The sequence below is a fragment of the Serratia sp. A07 genome, assembly GCF_058725505.1.
On record NZ_JBZXDO010000003.1, the window covers coordinates 334,102 to 349,604 of the forward strand.

Here is a 15,503-nt window from a genome sequence, read left to right on the forward strand (position 1 = left end):
CGCCCGCGCGTGTCGGCGTAGGGCGGACGTTGTAGTGAGAGTAGTACGTGGAGTAGCAGTGCCGCTGCAATTGTGATATTTCATGACATGATTTTCCCCCGGCTTGTCCGGGGATTTTTTTGCCCTTTGCACGGCAGGCATAAAAAAACCGCCTCGGTGTGAGGCGGTTTTTCATAGCCGGTCAGGCTTATTTCTTGTCGTGCAGCGTTTCGTCTTCGCGACAGTCACCGGTTTCACAGTGGCCGTACAGGTACAGGCTGTGGTTGGTGAGCTTGATGCCGTGCTGCTTGGCGATGTCACGCTGCCGCACTTCGATGGATTCGTCGCTGAATTCGATCACTTTGCCGCAGTCCAGGCAAATCAGGTGATCGTGGTGATGCTGTTGGGTCAGCTCGAACACGGACTTGCCGCCTTCGAAATTGTGACGTGTCACAATGCCCGCATCGTCAAACTGGTTCAGTACGCGATAAACCGTTGCCAGCCCGATCTCTTCGCCCATATCAATCAGTTTTTTGTACAAATCTTCCGCACTGACGTGATGGCATTCCGGATTTTGCAGTACTTCCAGGATTTTGAGTCGCGGAAGCGTGACTTTTAAGCCGGCCTTCTTCAATGCGATGTTGTTGTCGGTCATGCGAATTCAGTCCTGTTACTATGCTAATCAAGTTGAGGCGTACTCGCCTGTGGCATCGGTCGGCACAAAGAGTTAATGCGTCTCATTATAGAACCGGTTGTACTAAATGGAAACCGCCGGTTGTTAACAAAGATATAATTGCACTATTGCATGTTTTGCATGCAACGCCTTGATGGATGGGATAAACCGATATCTCAGTCTACCGTGACGGGGTGGGAAGTTACAAATCTGTAGCTTCTATCGCAGCAATCCCTGCTGCCGATGACGGCCCTGTGGGCACACTATGCACTTTACAGGGCCTTTGTTCAACCTTTCGCCAGTGCCGGGGCTTAGCCGACGATATCGGCCAGGCTCAGCTCTTCGACGATTTGTTTGACCCAGGCGTCCACGCGCTCGTTGGTCAGTTCAGGCTGGCGGTCTTCGTCGATCGCCAGACCGATGAAGTGATCGTCGTCCGCCAGGCCTTTGGAGGCCTCGAAGTGGTAGCCTTTGGTCGGCCAGTGGCCCACGATGGCCGCGCCACGCGGTTCGATGATGTCGCGGATGGTACCCATCGCGTCACAGAAGTATTCCGCGTAGTCTTCCTGGTCGCCGCAGCCGAACAGCGCCACCAGTTTGCCGTTGAAGTCGACTTCTTCCAGCGTTGGGAAGAAATCATCCCAGTCACACTGCGCTTCACCGTAGTACCAGGTCGGGATACCCAGCAGCAGGATATCGAACCCTTCCAGGTCTTCTTTGCTGCTTTTAGCGATGTCATGCACTTCAGAGACGTCGTCGCCAAACTGTTTCTGGAGAATTTTCTGGATCATTTTGGCAATGTTTTCGGTATTGCCAGTGTCGCTGCCAAAGAAAATGCCTACAGTAGCCATATCGCGTATAACCTTTAAATTCAAGTAATTGCATTACTCGACGCCGGCACTGCCGCCGCTGACGCCGATTAAAATGATGCCATGGCAAGAGCCTTTCGCCTCCGGGGCGGGCGCCGACAGGCGCAGTCTCTTACCGGTAAATGCGTATCATGCCAGAAAGTGGCGCCGGGGTTTTATCGCATTTATGCGATGCCGGAGAATGAAGAAAAGCGTGGTCGATCCGGCGTTGTCCTTAACGCCGCGCCGCGCGTGCGGCCGAAGAGATCAATGTTCCGGCTGTTCTTCCGCCAGTTGTGCCAACAGCATCTGCTCGATGAGTTCGCTGCGGCTGATGTTGCGCTGTTCCGCCAGTTTGTTCAGGGCGTCCACCGCATCCGCGTTGATTTTCAGCTCTACGCGCCGCAATCCACGTACTTTATCGCGCCGTAACTGATTGCGCTTATTGATTCTAAGCTGTTCATCGCGGGAAAGCGGGTTGGTTTTCGGGCGCCCCGGACGGCGTTCATCTGCGAACAGATCCAGCGTCGTGCGATCCGTTTGTTCTTTTGCCATAGGTAGCGGTACTGCAAGGGAGTTTGCATCAAAAAGCGCTCGCACGCTTCCGGAGGCATCGGTTAACACACTTCGGGCCAATAAACCCTAACCCAAATTCACCCCCGAACCGGCGTTCGCGAACGCGCTGGCGCGGTGGCAAAATTATAGCGCGCCATATTACCCCAGCAGATGGAGCGACGACAATGCCTAACTGCGGGCTAAACGCGCTAAGCCGTTATCTTTAGCGCGTTTTTTCGCCAGGTGAGTGCGTTTTTCAGGCTTCGTCGAGGAAACGGTGAATGGCGCGCAGCACCGCTTCCGGTTTTTCGGCGTGCACCCAATGGCCGGTGCCGGCGACGACGTGCGCGCGGGCCTGCGGGAACTGGCGGGCGATGGCTGCACGGTAGCTGTCCTGCACGTACGGCGACAGGCCGCCGCGAATGAACAGGGTCGGGTGCGGCCAGGCCGGGACTTCCTGCCAGCCGGTGATGTCTTCGTAGCGTTCGATCAGCACCGGCAGGTTGAAGCGCCATTCGCCGTTGTGGAAGGACTTCAGCAGGAACTGGATCACGCCTTCTTCCTGCAGGTAGTCGCGCATCAGCTGGGCAGCCGCCTGGCGCTGGGTGATGCCGGCGGCGCTGACGGCCTTCAGCGCGGCGAAGATCTCGTCGTGGCGGCGGGTCTGGTAATTCACCGGCGCGACGTCGATGACGATCAGCCTGGCGACGCGCTCGGGCGCGATGGCGGTCAGCGCCATCGCCGCTTTGCCGCCCATCGAATGGCCGATGACGATCGCTTTCTCCAGCTGCAGTTCGTCGAGCAGCGCCAGCAGATCCTGCGCCATGGCGGGGTAGTTCATGTCGTCGGCGCGCGGGGAGAGGCCGTGGTTGCGCAGATCGACCTTGATCACCGTGTGCTGTTTATGCAGATCGCGCGCCAGCACGCCCAGGTTGTCCAGATTGCCGAACAGCCCGTGGATCAGCAGCACCGGCAGCGCGTCTGACTCGGCGGCCAGCAGTTGATAATGTAATTTCATGGCGAAGTTCATACTGAGAGAGATTCAGATTAGGGTATCATGATTGAATCGCACGATGAATCATGCGGAATTTTCGCGGCGCGGGCTTGGCAGTGCCGGCTATAGGTATTAGTCTGCATTTTCCGTCCGGAGGCACATTGTTGTGTTCGCCCCAGCGCTTTTAACCTTATAATCCCATGGCTTGAATGCAGGATCTGGCTTCAGGTTCTAAGTAGAAAAAACAGTATTGGATAAAGATGAAAACTATTGAAGTCGACGAAGAGCTTTACCGTTATATTGCCAGCCACACGCAACACATCGGTGAAAGCGCGTCCGATATTTTACGCCGCATGTTGAAATTCACCGCCGGGCAACCGGTGCGCGCGTTGCCTGCCGCCAGTGCGCCGCAGTCCGTCGAGCTGGAAAAAACGGCGCCGGCGCAGCGTCCGCGCGATCGCGTGCGCGCCATGCGCGAGCTGCTGTTGTCGGATGAATATGCCGAGCAGAACAAAGCGGTCAACCGTTTCATGCTGGTGCTGTCCACGCTGTATACCCTCGATGCCGCCGGTTTCGCCGCCGCCACCGAGGCGTTGACCGGCCGTACCCGTACCTATTTCGCCGGCGATCAGCAGACCCTGCTGGCCAACGGCACGCATACCAAGCCGAAGCATGTACCGGGCACCCCTTACTGGGTGATCACCAATACCAATACCGGCCGCAAACGCAGCATGATCGAACACATCATGCAGGCCATGCAGTTCCCGGCGGAACTGATCGAGAAAGTTTGCGGTACCGTCTAATTTAGCGAACAGCCCGTCATGATGGCCGTGCGCGACGTATTTGCCCGGTCACCGACAGGGATGAGGGAGATATGTCGATGGCGAATAATCCACGTGCCGGGCAGCCCGCCCGCCAAAGCGATCTGATCAACGTAGCCCAGCTGACGTCGCAGTACTATGTGCTGCAACCGGAAGCCGGCAATCCCGCACATGCGGTGAAGTTTGGCACCTCCGGCCACCGCGGCAGCGCGCAGCGCCACAGCTTCAACGAAGCGCACATCCTCGCCATCGCTCAGGCGATCGCCGAAGTTCGTCATCAGCAGGGCACCACCGGCCCGTGCTACGTGGGCAAAGACACCCATGCGCTGTCCGAGCCGGCCTTCATTTCCGTGCTGGAAGTGCTGACCGCCAACGGCGTCGATGTGATCGTGCAGGAAAACAACGGCTTCACGCCAACGCCGGCGGTATCGCACGCCATTCTGTGCCACAACCGCCGCGGCGGCGCGCAGGCCGACGGCATCGTCATTACGCCGTCCCATAACCCACCGGAAGACGGCGGCATCAAGTACAACCCGCCGAACGGCGGCCCGGCCGACACCAACCTGACGTCGGTGATCGAAAAGCGCGCCAACGAACTGCTGGCGCAACAGTTGAAAGGCGTTCAGCGCCAGTCGCTGGACAAGGCCTGGAACAGCGGCCACCTGCACGCCAAAGACCTGGTGCAGCCTTATGTCGAAGGCCTGGTTGAGGTGGTCGACATGCCGGCCATCCAACGCGCCGGCCTGAAACTGGGCGTGGATCCGCTTGGCGGTTCCGGTATCGCCTATTGGCAGCGCGTGGCGGAGCACTACAAGCTGGATCTGACGCTGGTGAACGATTCCATCGATCAGACCTTCCGCTTTATGCACCTGGACCACGACGGCATTATCCGCATGGACTGTTCGTCCGAGTCGGCTATGGCCGGCCTGCTGGCGCTGCGTGACAAATTCGATCTGGCGTTCGCCAACGATCCGGATTACGACCGCCACGGCATCGTCACGCCGAAGGGCCTGATGAACCCGAACCACTATCTGGCGGTAGCCATCAACTACCTGTTCCAGCATCGCCCACAGTGGGGCGCTGATGTCGCAGTCGGTAAAACGCTGGTGTCCAGCGCGATGATCGACCGCGTGGTGGCCGACCTGGGCCGCAAGCTGGTGGAAGTGCCGGTCGGCTTCAAGTGGTTCGTGGACGGCCTGTTCGACGGTAGCCTGGGCTTCGGCGGCGAAGAGAGCGCCGGGGCCTCGTTCCTGCGCTTCAACGGCAAACCGTGGTCGACGGACAAAGACGGTATCATCATGTGCCTGCTGGCGGCTGAAATCACCGCGGTAACCGGTGAAAACCCGCAGCATCACTATGACGATCTGGCCAAACGCTTCGGTGCGCCAAGCTACAACCGCATCCAGGCGCCAGCGACTGCGGCGCAAAAAGCGGCGCTGTCCAAGCTGTCGCCGGAGATGGTCAAGGCCAATACCCTGGCGGGCGACCCGATCACCGCCCGTCTGACTGCGGCACCGGGCAACGGCGCGTCGATTGGCGGCCTGAAAGTGATGACCGACAACGGCTGGTTCGCGGCCCGTCCTTCCGGTACCGAAGACGCATACAAGATCTACTGCGAGAGCTTCCTCGGGGCGGAACACCGCGAGAAAATCGAGCACGAAGCGGTCGAGATCGTCAGCGAAGTGCTGGCCTCCGCCAAGTAATCGCTTTTCTTGATTGATAAAAAGCGCTGTTTTTACAGCGCTTTTTATATGCCTGCAATTTAGATATATCTTTTTATCGGCGCACGCTTGCGCATTTAGATATATCGATCTAGATTAGCGTTATCGACGCTGTTTAGATATATCTAAACAACCTCGTATTGATGTTCACTGTTAAAGCGAGGTATCACCCTATGTTTCATCGATTAGGTTTACACCGGCATCACCACCATCATGAATGCGAAGAGGGCCGCCGTCATCGCGGTGGACGCCATCACTTCGGCGGCGAAGGCGAAGAGCACGGCCGGGGTGGGCGCGGCGGCCGGGGCGGGCGTCACCGTCTGTTCGAGCACGGCGATCTGCGTCTGGTACTGCTGGCGCTGGTGGCGCGCAAGCCCAGCCACGGCTATGAGCTGATCAAGGCGATTGAGGAGGCGTCATCCGGCCTGTACGTGCCGAGCCCGGGGGTGATTTACCCCACGCTGACGCTGCTGGAAGAGCAGGATTTCCTTGAGCCGCTCACCACCGGCAACGGCCGCAAAAGCTACCGCATCACTGCCGCGGGCGAGGGCGAGCTGCAAAAGCATCAACAGGTGGTTGACGTCATTCTGGCGCGTCTGGCGGGCGCCGGCCGCGAGCATCATCGGCACGGCAATCTGGCGGAAGGCATCTACGACGCCATGAACCGCCTGCGCAGCCTGCTGCGCGGCAACGTGATGCGCGCCGATCTCACGCCGCAGCAGGTGGAGCGCATCAACGCCGCGTTGCTGACCGCCGTGGCGGCGATCGAAAGCGAAATGCATATTCAACCCACGCAGCAGGAGAAGATCTGATGCCCGGCCACCGTTTTACTATTACCGTTGAAGCCCTGAGCGATCGCCAGGGCAATCCCGTAGAGAAAGCGCCGCTGAGTTTTGAAGTGACCAACCACGACGATATTCTCGATATCGTCGAGCGCATCCGGGCGCGTGACGATCTGAACTTCGGCCCCGAGCAGAGCGCGGCCTTCGCCGTAGGCTTGAAGTTGTTCTCCGAAGTGATGATCGAAAACCGCAAACACCCGGTGTTTGCTCCGCTGCGCGATGCGTTTAAAGAATTTATGGTCGGATTGAAGAAGGGGCCGGCGGCGTAAAGGCGCGGCAAACCGCGCCCGCCGGGGTTAAGGCATGAAGCGATAGCCGACGCCGGTTTCGGTCAGCAGGTGTTTGGGCCGGGCCGGATCGGCTTCGAGCTTCTGCCGCAGGTGGCCCATGTAGATGCGCAGATAGTGGCTGTGCTCCACGTAGTTCGGCCCCCAGACGTGGCTCAACAGCTGGCGTTGGGTGATCACTTTGCCGGCGTTGGCCAGCAGCTCCGACAACAGGCGAAACTCGATCGGCGTCAGATGCAGATCTTCGTCGTTGCGCAGTACCCGGCGATTCACCAGATCGACGGTGATTTCCGAAAAGCTTATCAGCGGGCTTTCCTGTTGGCTGGCGGAGTGGCGACGCAGCGCGACCCGTACCCGCGCCAGCAGCTCGCCGATGCCGAACGGTTTGCTGAGGTAGTCGTCGGCGCCGGCGTCCAGCGCGGCGATTTTGTCCTCTTCGGCGTTGCGCGCCGACAGCACGATCACCGGAATGGCGCTCCACTGCCGCAGATCGCGGATGTAACTCAGCCCGTCGCCGTCCGGCAAGCCCAAATCAAGAATGATCAGATCCGGTTTGCGCGTGCCGGCTTCAATCAACCCGCGCTGCAGCGTTTCACTTTCAAATACCCGCAGGCCTTCGCTCTCCAGTGCGGTGCGCACGAAGCGGCGGATCTCTTTTTCATCTTCAACAATCAGAATGTTGGTTGGCGTTATGCTCACGTTTCCCCTGCGTTGATTACAGATCGAAGGCGTCGCCGTCGATCTCGGGCGGTTTTTCCAGCGGCAGCACGAAGCGGAAGCTGGCGCCGCCGTTGGCGCCGTTTTCCGCCCAGATGCGGCCATCATGCACTTCAATAATGGCACGGCAAATCGCTAATCCCAAGCCGACGCCGGGGATCGCCGACTCTTTATTGCCGCGTGAAAACTTGTCGAAAATCAGCTGCAGCTGATCGGTGGGGATGCCGGGGCCGTTATCCCAGACCTCGACTTCCAGCCACTCGGGCAGCGTGCGGGCGCGAATGCCGATGGTGGCCTCGGCGCCGGCGTATTTATTGGCGTTTTCCAACAGGTTGGTGAACACCCGCTCCAGCAGGCTGCCGTCGCAGTTGACCAGGATCTGTTCCGGCGGCAGTTCGACCACGATAGGATGCTGGCTGAGCAGCGGCTCCAGCATGTGCAGCGAGGCGCCGACGATCTCTTCCAGCGACTGCCACTCTTTGCGCAGGCTGAAACCGCCGGACTGGATGCGCGCCATATCCAGCAGGTTGTTCACCAGCCGGGTGGTGCTCAGCACCTGCTGGCGGATCTGGCTGGCCTGGGTGGCGTGATTGGAGCCTTCGGCCGCCAGATCCAGCGTGAGAATTTCCGCCTGGCCGAACAGCACGGTCAGCGGCGTGCGCAGATCGTGCGACAGCGCCGCCAGCAACGAGTTGCGCAGCTGTTCGCGCTCGGCGTCCAGCTTGGCTTCTTCGGCGCTGCGCGCCAGGTGCAGCCGCTCCAGCGCGCTGGCGATCAGCACCGCGAAGGTCTGCAGCAGCCGCTGCTGTTCCGGCACCATCAGCTGGCGCAGGTTGTTGGGTTCGATCGCCAGCAGGCCGAAGGTCTGCTTGGGGGTATTGAGCGGCAGCAGCTGGTAAGGCACTCCGGGCAGGGTGTCGGTGCCGGCGCCGGCCGGCAGGCCTTTGTCGAAGCTCCAGCGTGCGATGGCCTCGTCTACCGACAGCAGCCCACCTTCCTCGCCGACCATCTGTTGCAGGCGGCCGTCTTCCTGCGGCAGCAGCAGCACGGTTTTCGCCTGGAAACTGCTGGAGAGGAAGTGGCGGCTGGTGTTGGCGATGTCGGCCACGGTCAGCGCGCGGCTCAGCCCGCGCGACATTTCGTACAGGTGGCGCGCCCGCTGCTCGCGGTAGCGCGCCACCCGGGCCTGATAACGCACCCCGGCGGTCAGGTTGCCGATGATGATGCCGACGGCGAGCATCACGCCGAAGGTCAGCAGATACTGCATGTCGCTGACGGCGAACGACCATTCGGGCTGGACGAAGAACAGATCGAAACTGGCGACGTTGATCACCGCCGCCAGCACCGACGGCCAGCGGCCGAAGAACAGCGCGACGATCGCCACGCCGAGCAGATAAACCATCACCAGGTTGGCCTGATCGAAGCCCGGCAGCAGCCACTGCGAGAGCAGGGTAATCAGCGCGCACAGCGCCACCGCGACCACGCAACCGCGCAGCTGCATGCGCCATTTATCATTGAAGCTGCGGCCGTCGTGCTCCTTGCCCGGCGGCGGTTGTGCGGTGTCGCTCTCCAGCGCCACGATCACCAGATCGAGATCCGGGCCCAGCCGGCCGAGGCGATCGGCGAAGCTGCCGCGCAGCTTCCAGCGCTGCTCGCTGCGGCGGCCGATGATGATTTTGCCGAGGTTATGCTCGCGGGCATAGCGCAGCACCGCGCGCTCTTCGGACGGATCGGCCAGCGTGGCGGTTTCTGCCCCCAGTTCCTGCGCCAGCCGCAGCGCGCGCAGAATGGCGCGGCGCTGGTTTTCCGGCAGCCGGTGCAGCTTGGGGGTTTCCACATAGACCGCATGCCAGTGGCAGCCGAGCCGCGCCGCCAGCCGGGCGGCGATGCGCACCAGCTTTTCGTTGCCGCTGTTGTGGCCGACGCACAGCAGAATGCTGTCGCGGGTGTGCCACACTTTCTCGCGCCCCTGGGTGTCGCGAAACTCGCGCATTTGGTCATCGACCCGATCGGCGGTGCGGCGCAGCGCCAGCTCACGCAGGGCGATCAGGTTGCCTTTGCGGAAGAAGTGCTCGATGGCGCGCTCGGCCTGGCCGGGAATATACACTTTGCCTTCGTGCAGCCGCCGGCGCAGATCGTCCGGCGGCAGATCGACCAGCACCACTTCGCTGGCCTCGTCAAACACGTGGTCGGGCACCGTTTCACGCACCCGCACGCCGGTCACGCCGCCCACTACGTCGTTCAGGCTTTCCAGATGCTGTACGTTGACGGTTGTCAGCACGTCGATGCCGGCATCCAGCAGCTCTTCCACATCCTGCCAGCGTTTGGGGTGGCGCGAACCGTGAGCGTTGCTGTGCGCCAGTTCATCCATCAGCACCAGCGCCGGGTGGCGCGCCAGCGCGGCGTCGAGATCGAATTCATGCACCAGCCGGCCGCGATGCTGGATGCGTTTTTGCGGCAGCAGCGTCAGGCCGTCGAGCAGGGCGGCGGTCTCGCTGCGGCCGTGGGTTTCCACCACGCCGACCAGCACGTCCAGCCCCTGAGCGCGCAAACGCTGGGCTTCCTGCAGCATGGCGTAGGTTTTGCCGACGCCGGCGCAGGCGCCGAAGAATACCTTCAATCGGCCGCGCGGTTTTTCATTGGCCATCGCCAGCAGGCTATCGGGATCGGGGCGCTGCTGCTCTTCTTCGACCATGACAATTCCTTGTGTTACCAAGCAAAAAGGGGTTCGGCATGCCGAACCCTATCACTATGCTGAATACGGCGCGTTACTTCAACGCATCCAGCGCCAGGTTCAGCTTCAGTACGTTCACCACCGATTCCCCCATGAAGTTGGGCGTGGCCCGATCGGTGTTGTCTTCGATCAGTTTGGCGATCTGTTCCGGCGGCAGATGCCGTGCCGCCGCGACCCGTGCCAGCTGATACTGTGCGGCGGCGCTCGAGATTTGCGGATCCAACCCGCTGCCGGAGGCGGTCAGCAGATCGACCGGGATCGGGCCGCTCATCGCAGGGTTGGCCTGGCGCAGCTGTGCTGCGCGCTCGGCGATAGCCTTATCTAGTGCCGGGTTGGTGGCCGCCAGGTTGCTGCCGGCAGAGGCCAGTGGATTATAGGCCGAATCGCCGGTGGCCGATGGGCGGCCCCAGAAATAGTCGGCGCGCGTGAAGTTCTGGCCGATCAGCGCGGAGCCGACCGCCTTGTCGCCCCGGTACAGCAGCGAACCGTTGGCCGCACCCGGAAACAGCAGCTGCGCCAGCCCGGTGGTCAGCAGCGGATAGGCGATGCCGGTGATCAGCGTCAGCAGGATCAGCATCACCAGCGCAGGTCGTAAATAAGTCATGTTCATTTCCCTCAATGGTTAACCGGCGACGTGCAGCGCGACCAGGATCAGGTCGATCAGTTTGATGCCGACGAACGGCACCAGCAGGCCGCCGACCCCGTACAACCACAGGTTGCGGCGCAGCAGGGCCGCGGCGCTCATCGGTTTGTAGCTCACCCCTTTCAGCGCCAGCGGGATCAGGAACACGATCACCAGGGCGTTGAAGATCACCGCCGACATGATGGCGGAGGCCGGGGAATGCAGATGCATCACGTTCAGTGCGTTCAGCTGTGGATAGGTGGCCGCGAATGCCGCCGGAATGATGGCGAAGTATTTGGCCACGTCGTTGGCGATGCTGAAGGTGGTCAGCGAGCCGCGCGTCATCAGCATCTGTTTGCCGATGTGCACCACTTCGATCAGCTTGGTCGGGTTGGAATCCAGATCGACCATGTTGCCCGCCTCTTTGGCGGCCTGGGTGCCGGAGTTCATCGCCACCGCCACATCGGCCTGCGCCAGCGCCGGGGCGTCGTTGGTGCCGTCGCCGGTCATCGCCACCAGGCGGCCTTCCGCCTGGTACTGGCGGATCAGCGCCAGCTTGGCTTCCGGCGTGGCTTCCGACAGGAAGTCGTCCACCCCGGCTTCGGCGGCGATCGCCGCCGCGGTCAGCGGGTTATCGCCGGTGATCATCACCGTTTTGATGCCCATCTTGCGCAGCTCATTGAAGCGTTCCTTGATGCCGCCCTTGACGATATCCTTCAGCGCCACCACGCCCAGCACCCGGGCGCCTTCCGCCACCACCAGCGGTGTACCGCCGGTGCGCGCCACGCTTTCCACCAGATCGTCCACCGCCCGCGGGAAGTGCCCCTGATTGGATTCGACGTGACGGCGAATGGCATCCACTGCGCCTTTGCGGATCATGCGCTCCTGCACGTTGACGCCGCTCATGCGGGTCTGGGCGGAGAAGGGCACGAAGGTGGCGTTCAGCGCCTGCAGATCGCGTTCGCGCAGGTTGAATCGCTGTTTGGCCAACACCACGATGCTGCGGCCTTCCGGCGTTTCGTCCGCCAGTGAGGCCAGCTGCGCGGCATCCGCCAGCTCTTGCTCTTTCACGCCCGGCGCCGGCAGGAACTCCGAAGCCTGGCGGTTGCCCAGCGTGATGGTGCCGGTTTTATCCAGCAGCAGCACGTCCACGTCGCCGGCGGCTTCCACCGCGCGGCCGCTGGTGGCGATCACGTTGGCGCCGAGCATGCGGCTCATCCCGGCCACGCCGATGGCGGACAGCAGGCCACCGATGGTGGTGGGGATCAGACAGACCAGCAGCGCGACCAGCACGGTGATGGTGACCACGCTGCCGCTGCCGGCCGCTTCCACGCTGTATTGCGAGAACGGGAACAGGGTGGCGGTGGCCAGGACGAACACGATGGTCAGCGCCACCAGCAGGATAGTCAGTGCGATCTCGTTCGGCGTTTTGCGGCGTTTGGCGCCTTCCACCATGGCGATCATGCGATCGAGGAAGGTTTCCCCCGGGTTGACGCTGCACTGCACCACCAGCCAGTCGGACAGCACGCGGGTGCCGCCGGTGACCGAGGAGAAGTCGCCGCCGGACTCGCGGATCACCGGCGCGGATTCACCGGTGATGGCGCTTTCATCTACCGAGGCGCCGCCTTCCAGCACTTCGCCGTCGCACGGGATGGTGTCGCCGGCTTCCACCAGCACGATATCGCCCTTGCGCAGGCTGTCGGCGGCCACTTTCTCCGTGGCACCGTCGCGGCGCGGGCCGGCCAGCTTTTTCGCCCAGCTGGTTTTCTTGGTGCCCTTCAGGCTTTCCGCCTGGGCCTTGCTGCGCCCTTCGGCCAGCGCTTCCGCGAAGTTGGCGAACAGCACGGTGAACCACAGCCACAGGGAGACGCTGCCGGTAAAGGCGGCGGCGCCGTCGGTTTGGCCGGTGAGGATCGCCAGCCAGATGGCGGTGGTCAGAATGCTGCCGATATACACCACGAACATCACCGGGTTGCGCCATTGAACGCGAGGGTCCAGTTTTTTCACCGCATCGATCAGCGCGGTGCGCACCAGGGCCGGTTCAAACAGCGCGCGTTGTTTGCGAGTCATCTCTTATTCTCTCTCTGTGACGTCTGTTAGTTTGCCAACCAAAGCTGCAAATGCTCGGCCACCGGACCCAGCGCCAGCGCCGGCACGAAGGTCAGCGCGCCCACCAGCAACACGGTGCCGATCAGCAGGCCGATAAACAGCGGCCCATAGGTCGGCAGGGTGCCGTTGCCCGCCGGCTGGCGTTGTTTGGCGCTCAGCGAACCGGCGATCGCCAGCACCGGCAGGATCACCCCGAAGCGGCCGACAAACATGGCGAAGGCCAACAGCAGGTTGTAGAACGGCGTATTGACGCTCAACCCGGCGAAGGCGCTGCCGTTGTTGTTGGCGGCGGAGGACAGGGCGTACAGCACTTCGCTGAAGCCGTGGGCGCCCGGGTTGAGGATGCCGGCGCGGCCCGCGTCGGTGCCGATGGCCAGCGCGCTGCCCAGCAACACCAGCGTCGGCGTGACCAGGATCGCCAGCGCGGTCATCTTCATGTCGTAAACGTCGATTTTCTTGCCCAGATATTCCGGGGTGCGGCCGATCATCAGACCGGCGATAAACACCGTCAGCAGCACGAACAGCAGCATGCCGTACAGGCCGGAGCCGACGCCGCCGAACACCACCTCACCGATCTGCATCAGCCACATCGGCACCATGCCACCCAGCGCGGTGAAGGAGTCGTGCATGGCGTTAACCGCCCCGCAGGACGCGGCGGTGGTCACCACCGAGAACAGGCTGGTGGCAAGAATGCCGAAGCGCGACTCTTTGCCTTCCATATTGATATTGCTGTCGGCGCCCAGCGCGCTCAGGTGCGGGTTGCCCGCCAGTTCGGCGTACATCACCACGACCACCGCCACCACGAAGATCAGCGCCATCGCCCAGATCAGCGCATGGCCCTGGCGGTTTTCACCGGCCAACTGGCCGAAGGAGAAGCACAGTGCGCAGGGGATCAGGAAGATGGCCAGCATCTGCACGAAGTTGGTCAGCACGGTCGGGTTCTCGAACGGGTGCGCCGAGTTGGCGCCGAAGAAGCCGCCGCCGTTGGTGCCGAGCATTTTGATCGCTTCCTGCGAGGCCACCGGCCCCATCGGCAGCGTCTGCTGCGCGCCTTCGAGCGTGGTGACGTGCAGGTAAGGCAGGAAGTTTTGCAGCGTGCCCTGGCTGACGAAGAACAGGGCGATCAGCAGCGCGATCGGCAGCAGCACATACAGCGTGATGCGGAACAGATCGGCCCAGGCGTTGCCGACGGTGTTGCCGGCGCGGCGGGTAAAGGCGCGGATCAGCGCAAAGGCCACGGCGATGCCGGTGGAGGCGGAGACGAAGTTCTGCACCGCCAGCCCGGCCATCTGGCTGAAATAGCTGAGGGCGCTTTCGCCGCTGTAGGCCTGCCAGTTGGTGTTGGTGACGAAGCTGACGGCGGTGTTGAGCGCCAGATCCCAGGAGAGGCCCGGGAAGCCTTGCGGGTTGAGCGGCAGCGAGCCCTGCGTCATCAGCAGGGCGAACAACAGCGCCAGGCCGAGCAGGTTGAACGCCAGGATCGCCAGCGCGTACTGCCACCAGTTCATCTCGGTGGCGCGGATGCCGCAGGCGCGCCAGACGCCGACTTCTACCCCGCGCAGCGCAGGCAACGGCTCACCTTCGATCAGGCGCGCCATAAAGCCGCCCAGCGGCCGGGCTAGCAGCAGAAGCACCAGCAGGAAGCTGGCGATCAGTAAAAAGGCTGAAGCCGCCATCAGAAATCCTCCGCGTTAAACAGGGCGTAGACCAAATAGGCCAACAGCAGCAGAACCAACAGCGCACCACCAATAACGCTGAAACTCACGGGACACCTCCAGAGGTGTTGTTTTTGATAGAGGCAGTGTAGGGAGAGGGGTAGAAAGAAGATGAAAAAATCGCGCGGGTGGGTGTAAAAAAAGTATAAAAATGGCTGAAATTGCAGCGGAAATTCAGCATTTCAACCATCAGGCCGGTGGCGAGATTGCCCCTGATGGGGGAGGGAGAACGGGCGTAAGCGGGAAATAATAACCCGGATAATAACCACAATGTAACCCGGGGTAAGTTAAAAATTAACCTAGCTGTAACAAAATTACGGATCGCTGCGGCGATTAGCGATTTTTTGTGCGATTTAGTGGTCGGATGAGTAGTAAACTTTCATCAAGTGCGCTAAAATTTTGCTCAGTTACCAAATTACCGATTGTTCATTTGATACGCCGACGCCGTTTTCCCTGACAAATCAACGGCAGGCGTTTTTAAGGAGGTTCGCATGTCTACTACCTATCACGCTTATTCATTGCATCGGATTCTCCTGCGCCGCAGCGCAGTGGTTATCGCGGGCATTTTGGCCCTGCCGGTGATGCTGTTCCGCAGCGACCGCGGGCGTTTTTACAGCTACCTGCACCGCGTCTGGTCAAAAACCAGCGATAAGCCGGTCTGGCTGCAGCAGGCGGAATTGGCGTCCTGCGATTTCTACTGAGCCACTGTCGATTCACGAAAAACCCTCGCCCTGCGGCGGTAATGCCGATCAGTTAAGGATCACTTGAACGATCCTGTCGCTGTGTAAGAATCCGTAATCTCTCTGAGATTACGGATTTTTTTATGTTGCTGAGTCAGGCTCTTGATACCGTTCTTAAATTCTCCCCCAAAGAATTCGCTGCGCTT

The 15,503-nt window shown here is 61.2% G+C and carries 15 protein-coding genes; 5 read left to right on the forward strand and 10 right to left on the reverse strand.

The window, feature by feature from the left end; all coding sequences use genetic code 11:
- Nucleotides 1-187 precede the first annotated feature (187 nt).
- The 4 genes from fur to ybfF form a co-directional block, all read right to left on the reverse strand.
- Complete coding sequence (gene fur / locus AC4PR2_RS05320) at nt 188-634, reverse strand: ferric iron uptake transcriptional regulator (protein WP_019454058.1); 447 nt, start codon at nt 632-634, stop codon at nt 188-190.
- Nucleotides 635-963: 329 nt separating this feature from the next.
- Complete coding sequence (gene fldA / locus AC4PR2_RS05325; protein ID WP_025301862.1) at nt 964-1,503, reverse strand: flavodoxin FldA; 540 nt, start codon at nt 1,501-1,503, stop codon at nt 964-966.
- A 264-nt stretch (nt 1,504-1,767) separates the two neighbouring features.
- On the reverse strand, nt 1,768-2,055 hold the full coding sequence (gene ybfE, locus AC4PR2_RS05330; RefSeq protein ID WP_004939936.1) for a LexA regulated protein: 288 nt from the start codon (nt 2,053-2,055) through the stop codon (nt 1,768-1,770).
- A gap of 256 nt (nt 2,056-2,311) precedes the next feature.
- The gene (ybfF, locus tag AC4PR2_RS05335; protein WP_197802568.1) at nt 2,312-3,085 is read right to left on the reverse strand and encodes an esterase; all 774 of its coding nucleotides are present in this window, start codon (nt 3,083-3,085) and stop codon (nt 2,312-2,314) included.
- A gap of 224 nt (nt 3,086-3,309) precedes the next feature.
- Here ybfF and seqA point away from each other — a divergent pair, with 224 nt between their 5' ends.
- From seqA to AC4PR2_RS05355, 4 genes are all read left to right on the forward strand, one after another.
- Nucleotides 3,310-3,852 carry a replication initiation negative regulator SeqA gene (gene seqA / locus AC4PR2_RS05340; RefSeq protein WP_049201976.1) on the forward strand — a complete coding sequence of 181 codons (543 nt, stop codon included), beginning with the start codon at nt 3,310-3,312 and terminating at the stop codon, nt 3,850-3,852.
- Between the two features lie 77 nt (nt 3,853-3,929).
- The gene (gene pgm / locus AC4PR2_RS05345) at nt 3,930-5,573 is read left to right on the forward strand and encodes a phosphoglucomutase (alpha-D-glucose-1,6-bisphosphate-dependent) (RefSeq protein WP_055311938.1); all 1,644 of its coding nucleotides are present in this window, start codon (nt 3,930-3,932) and stop codon (nt 5,571-5,573) included.
- A 191-nt stretch (nt 5,574-5,764) separates the two neighbouring features.
- Nucleotides 5,765-6,403 (forward strand): PadR family transcriptional regulator, encoded by a 639-nt coding sequence (locus AC4PR2_RS05350; protein ID WP_197658184.1) that lies wholly within the window; start codon nt 5,765-5,767, stop codon nt 6,401-6,403.
- The gene (locus AC4PR2_RS05355) at nt 6,403-6,702 is read left to right on the forward strand and encodes a DUF3861 domain-containing protein (protein WP_038877504.1); all 300 of its coding nucleotides are present in this window, start codon (nt 6,403-6,405) and stop codon (nt 6,700-6,702) included. Before AC4PR2_RS05350 ends, AC4PR2_RS05355 begins: the two co-directional genes overlap by 1 nt.
- A gap of 27 nt (nt 6,703-6,729) precedes the next feature.
- On the opposite strand, the gene kdpE is transcribed toward AC4PR2_RS05355, so the two are convergent.
- The 6 genes from kdpE to AC4PR2_RS05385 all read right to left on the reverse strand — a co-directional run bounded on the left by kdpE (nt 6,730) and on the right by AC4PR2_RS05385 (nt 14,667).
- Entirely contained in the window at nt 6,730-7,419 is a 690-nt protein-coding gene (gene kdpE, locus AC4PR2_RS05360) for a two-component system response regulator KdpE (protein WP_492174930.1), read from the reverse strand.
- Between the two features lie 16 nt (nt 7,420-7,435).
- A complete protein-coding gene (gene kdpD, locus AC4PR2_RS05365) occupies nt 7,436-10,132 on the reverse strand; it encodes a two-component system sensor histidine kinase KdpD (protein ID WP_100396175.1) in 2,697 nt (898 codons plus the stop codon).
- A 73-nt stretch (nt 10,133-10,205) separates the two neighbouring features.
- On the reverse strand, nt 10,206-10,775 hold the full coding sequence (gene kdpC, locus AC4PR2_RS05370; RefSeq protein WP_087763340.1) for a potassium-transporting ATPase subunit KdpC: 570 nt from the start codon (nt 10,773-10,775) through the stop codon (nt 10,206-10,208).
- Nucleotides 10,776-10,793: 18 nt separating this feature from the next.
- Nucleotides 10,794-12,863, reverse strand: coding sequence for a potassium-transporting ATPase subunit KdpB (gene kdpB / locus AC4PR2_RS05375; RefSeq protein ID WP_060440513.1), 2,070 nt, complete (start codon nt 12,861-12,863; stop codon nt 10,794-10,796).
- Nucleotides 12,864-12,889: 26 nt separating this feature from the next.
- Nucleotides 12,890-14,578: a potassium-transporting ATPase subunit KdpA gene (gene kdpA, locus AC4PR2_RS05380; RefSeq protein ID WP_443014619.1), complete on the reverse strand. Its 1,689-nt coding sequence runs from the start codon at nt 14,576-14,578 to the stop codon at nt 12,890-12,892.
- Nucleotides 14,578-14,667, reverse strand: coding sequence for a K(+)-transporting ATPase subunit F (locus AC4PR2_RS05385; RefSeq protein WP_016928742.1), 90 nt, complete (start codon nt 14,665-14,667; stop codon nt 14,578-14,580). The genes kdpA and AC4PR2_RS05385 overlap by 1 nt, the downstream gene beginning before the upstream one ends.
- A 441-nt stretch (nt 14,668-15,108) precedes the next feature.
- Between AC4PR2_RS05385 and AC4PR2_RS05390 the strand changes: the two genes are divergently transcribed.
- Nucleotides 15,109-15,318 (forward strand): YbfA family protein, encoded by a 210-nt coding sequence (locus AC4PR2_RS05390; RefSeq protein ID WP_004939916.1) that lies wholly within the window; start codon nt 15,109-15,111, stop codon nt 15,316-15,318.
- Nucleotides 15,319-15,503: the final 185 nt, after the last annotated feature.

Coding starts and splice junctions, on each gene's coding strand:
- ybfE (WP_004939936.1), bottom strand. CDS start 2,055: ATGGCAAAAGAACAAACGGATCGCACGACGCTGGATCTGTTCGCAGAT.
- AC4PR2_RS05355 (WP_038877504.1), top strand. CDS start 6,403: ATGCCCGGCCACCGTTTTACTATTACCGTTGAAGCCCTGAGCGATCGC.
- seqA (WP_049201976.1), top strand. CDS start 3,310: ATGAAAACTATTGAAGTCGACGAAGAGCTTTACCGTTATATTGCCAGC.
- AC4PR2_RS05350 (WP_197658184.1), top strand. CDS start 5,765: ATGTTTCATCGATTAGGTTTACACCGGCATCACCACCATCATGAATGC.
- kdpA (WP_443014619.1), bottom strand. CDS start 14,578: ATGGCGGCTTCAGCCTTTTTACTGATCGCCAGCTTCCTGCTGGTGCTT.
- kdpB (WP_060440513.1), bottom strand. CDS start 12,863: ATGACTCGCAAACAACGCGCGCTGTTTGAACCGGCCCTGGTGCGCACC.
- fur (WP_019454058.1), bottom strand. CDS start 634: ATGACCGACAACAACATCGCATTGAAGAAGGCCGGCTTAAAAGTCACG.
- kdpC (WP_087763340.1), bottom strand. CDS start 10,775: ATGACTTATTTACGACCTGCGCTGGTGATGCTGATCCTGCTGACGCTG.
- ybfF (WP_197802568.1), bottom strand. CDS start 3,085: ATGAACTTCGCCATGAAATTACATTATCAACTGCTGGCCGCCGAGTCA.
- fldA (WP_025301862.1), bottom strand. CDS start 1,503: ATGGCTACTGTAGGCATTTTCTTTGGCAGCGACACTGGCAATACCGAA.
- pgm (WP_055311938.1), top strand. CDS start 3,930: ATGGCGAATAATCCACGTGCCGGGCAGCCCGCCCGCCAAAGCGATCTG.
- AC4PR2_RS05390 (WP_004939916.1), top strand. CDS start 15,109: ATGTCTACTACCTATCACGCTTATTCATTGCATCGGATTCTCCTGCGC.
- kdpD (WP_100396175.1), bottom strand. CDS start 10,132: ATGGTCGAAGAAGAGCAGCAGCGCCCCGATCCCGATAGCCTGCTGGCG.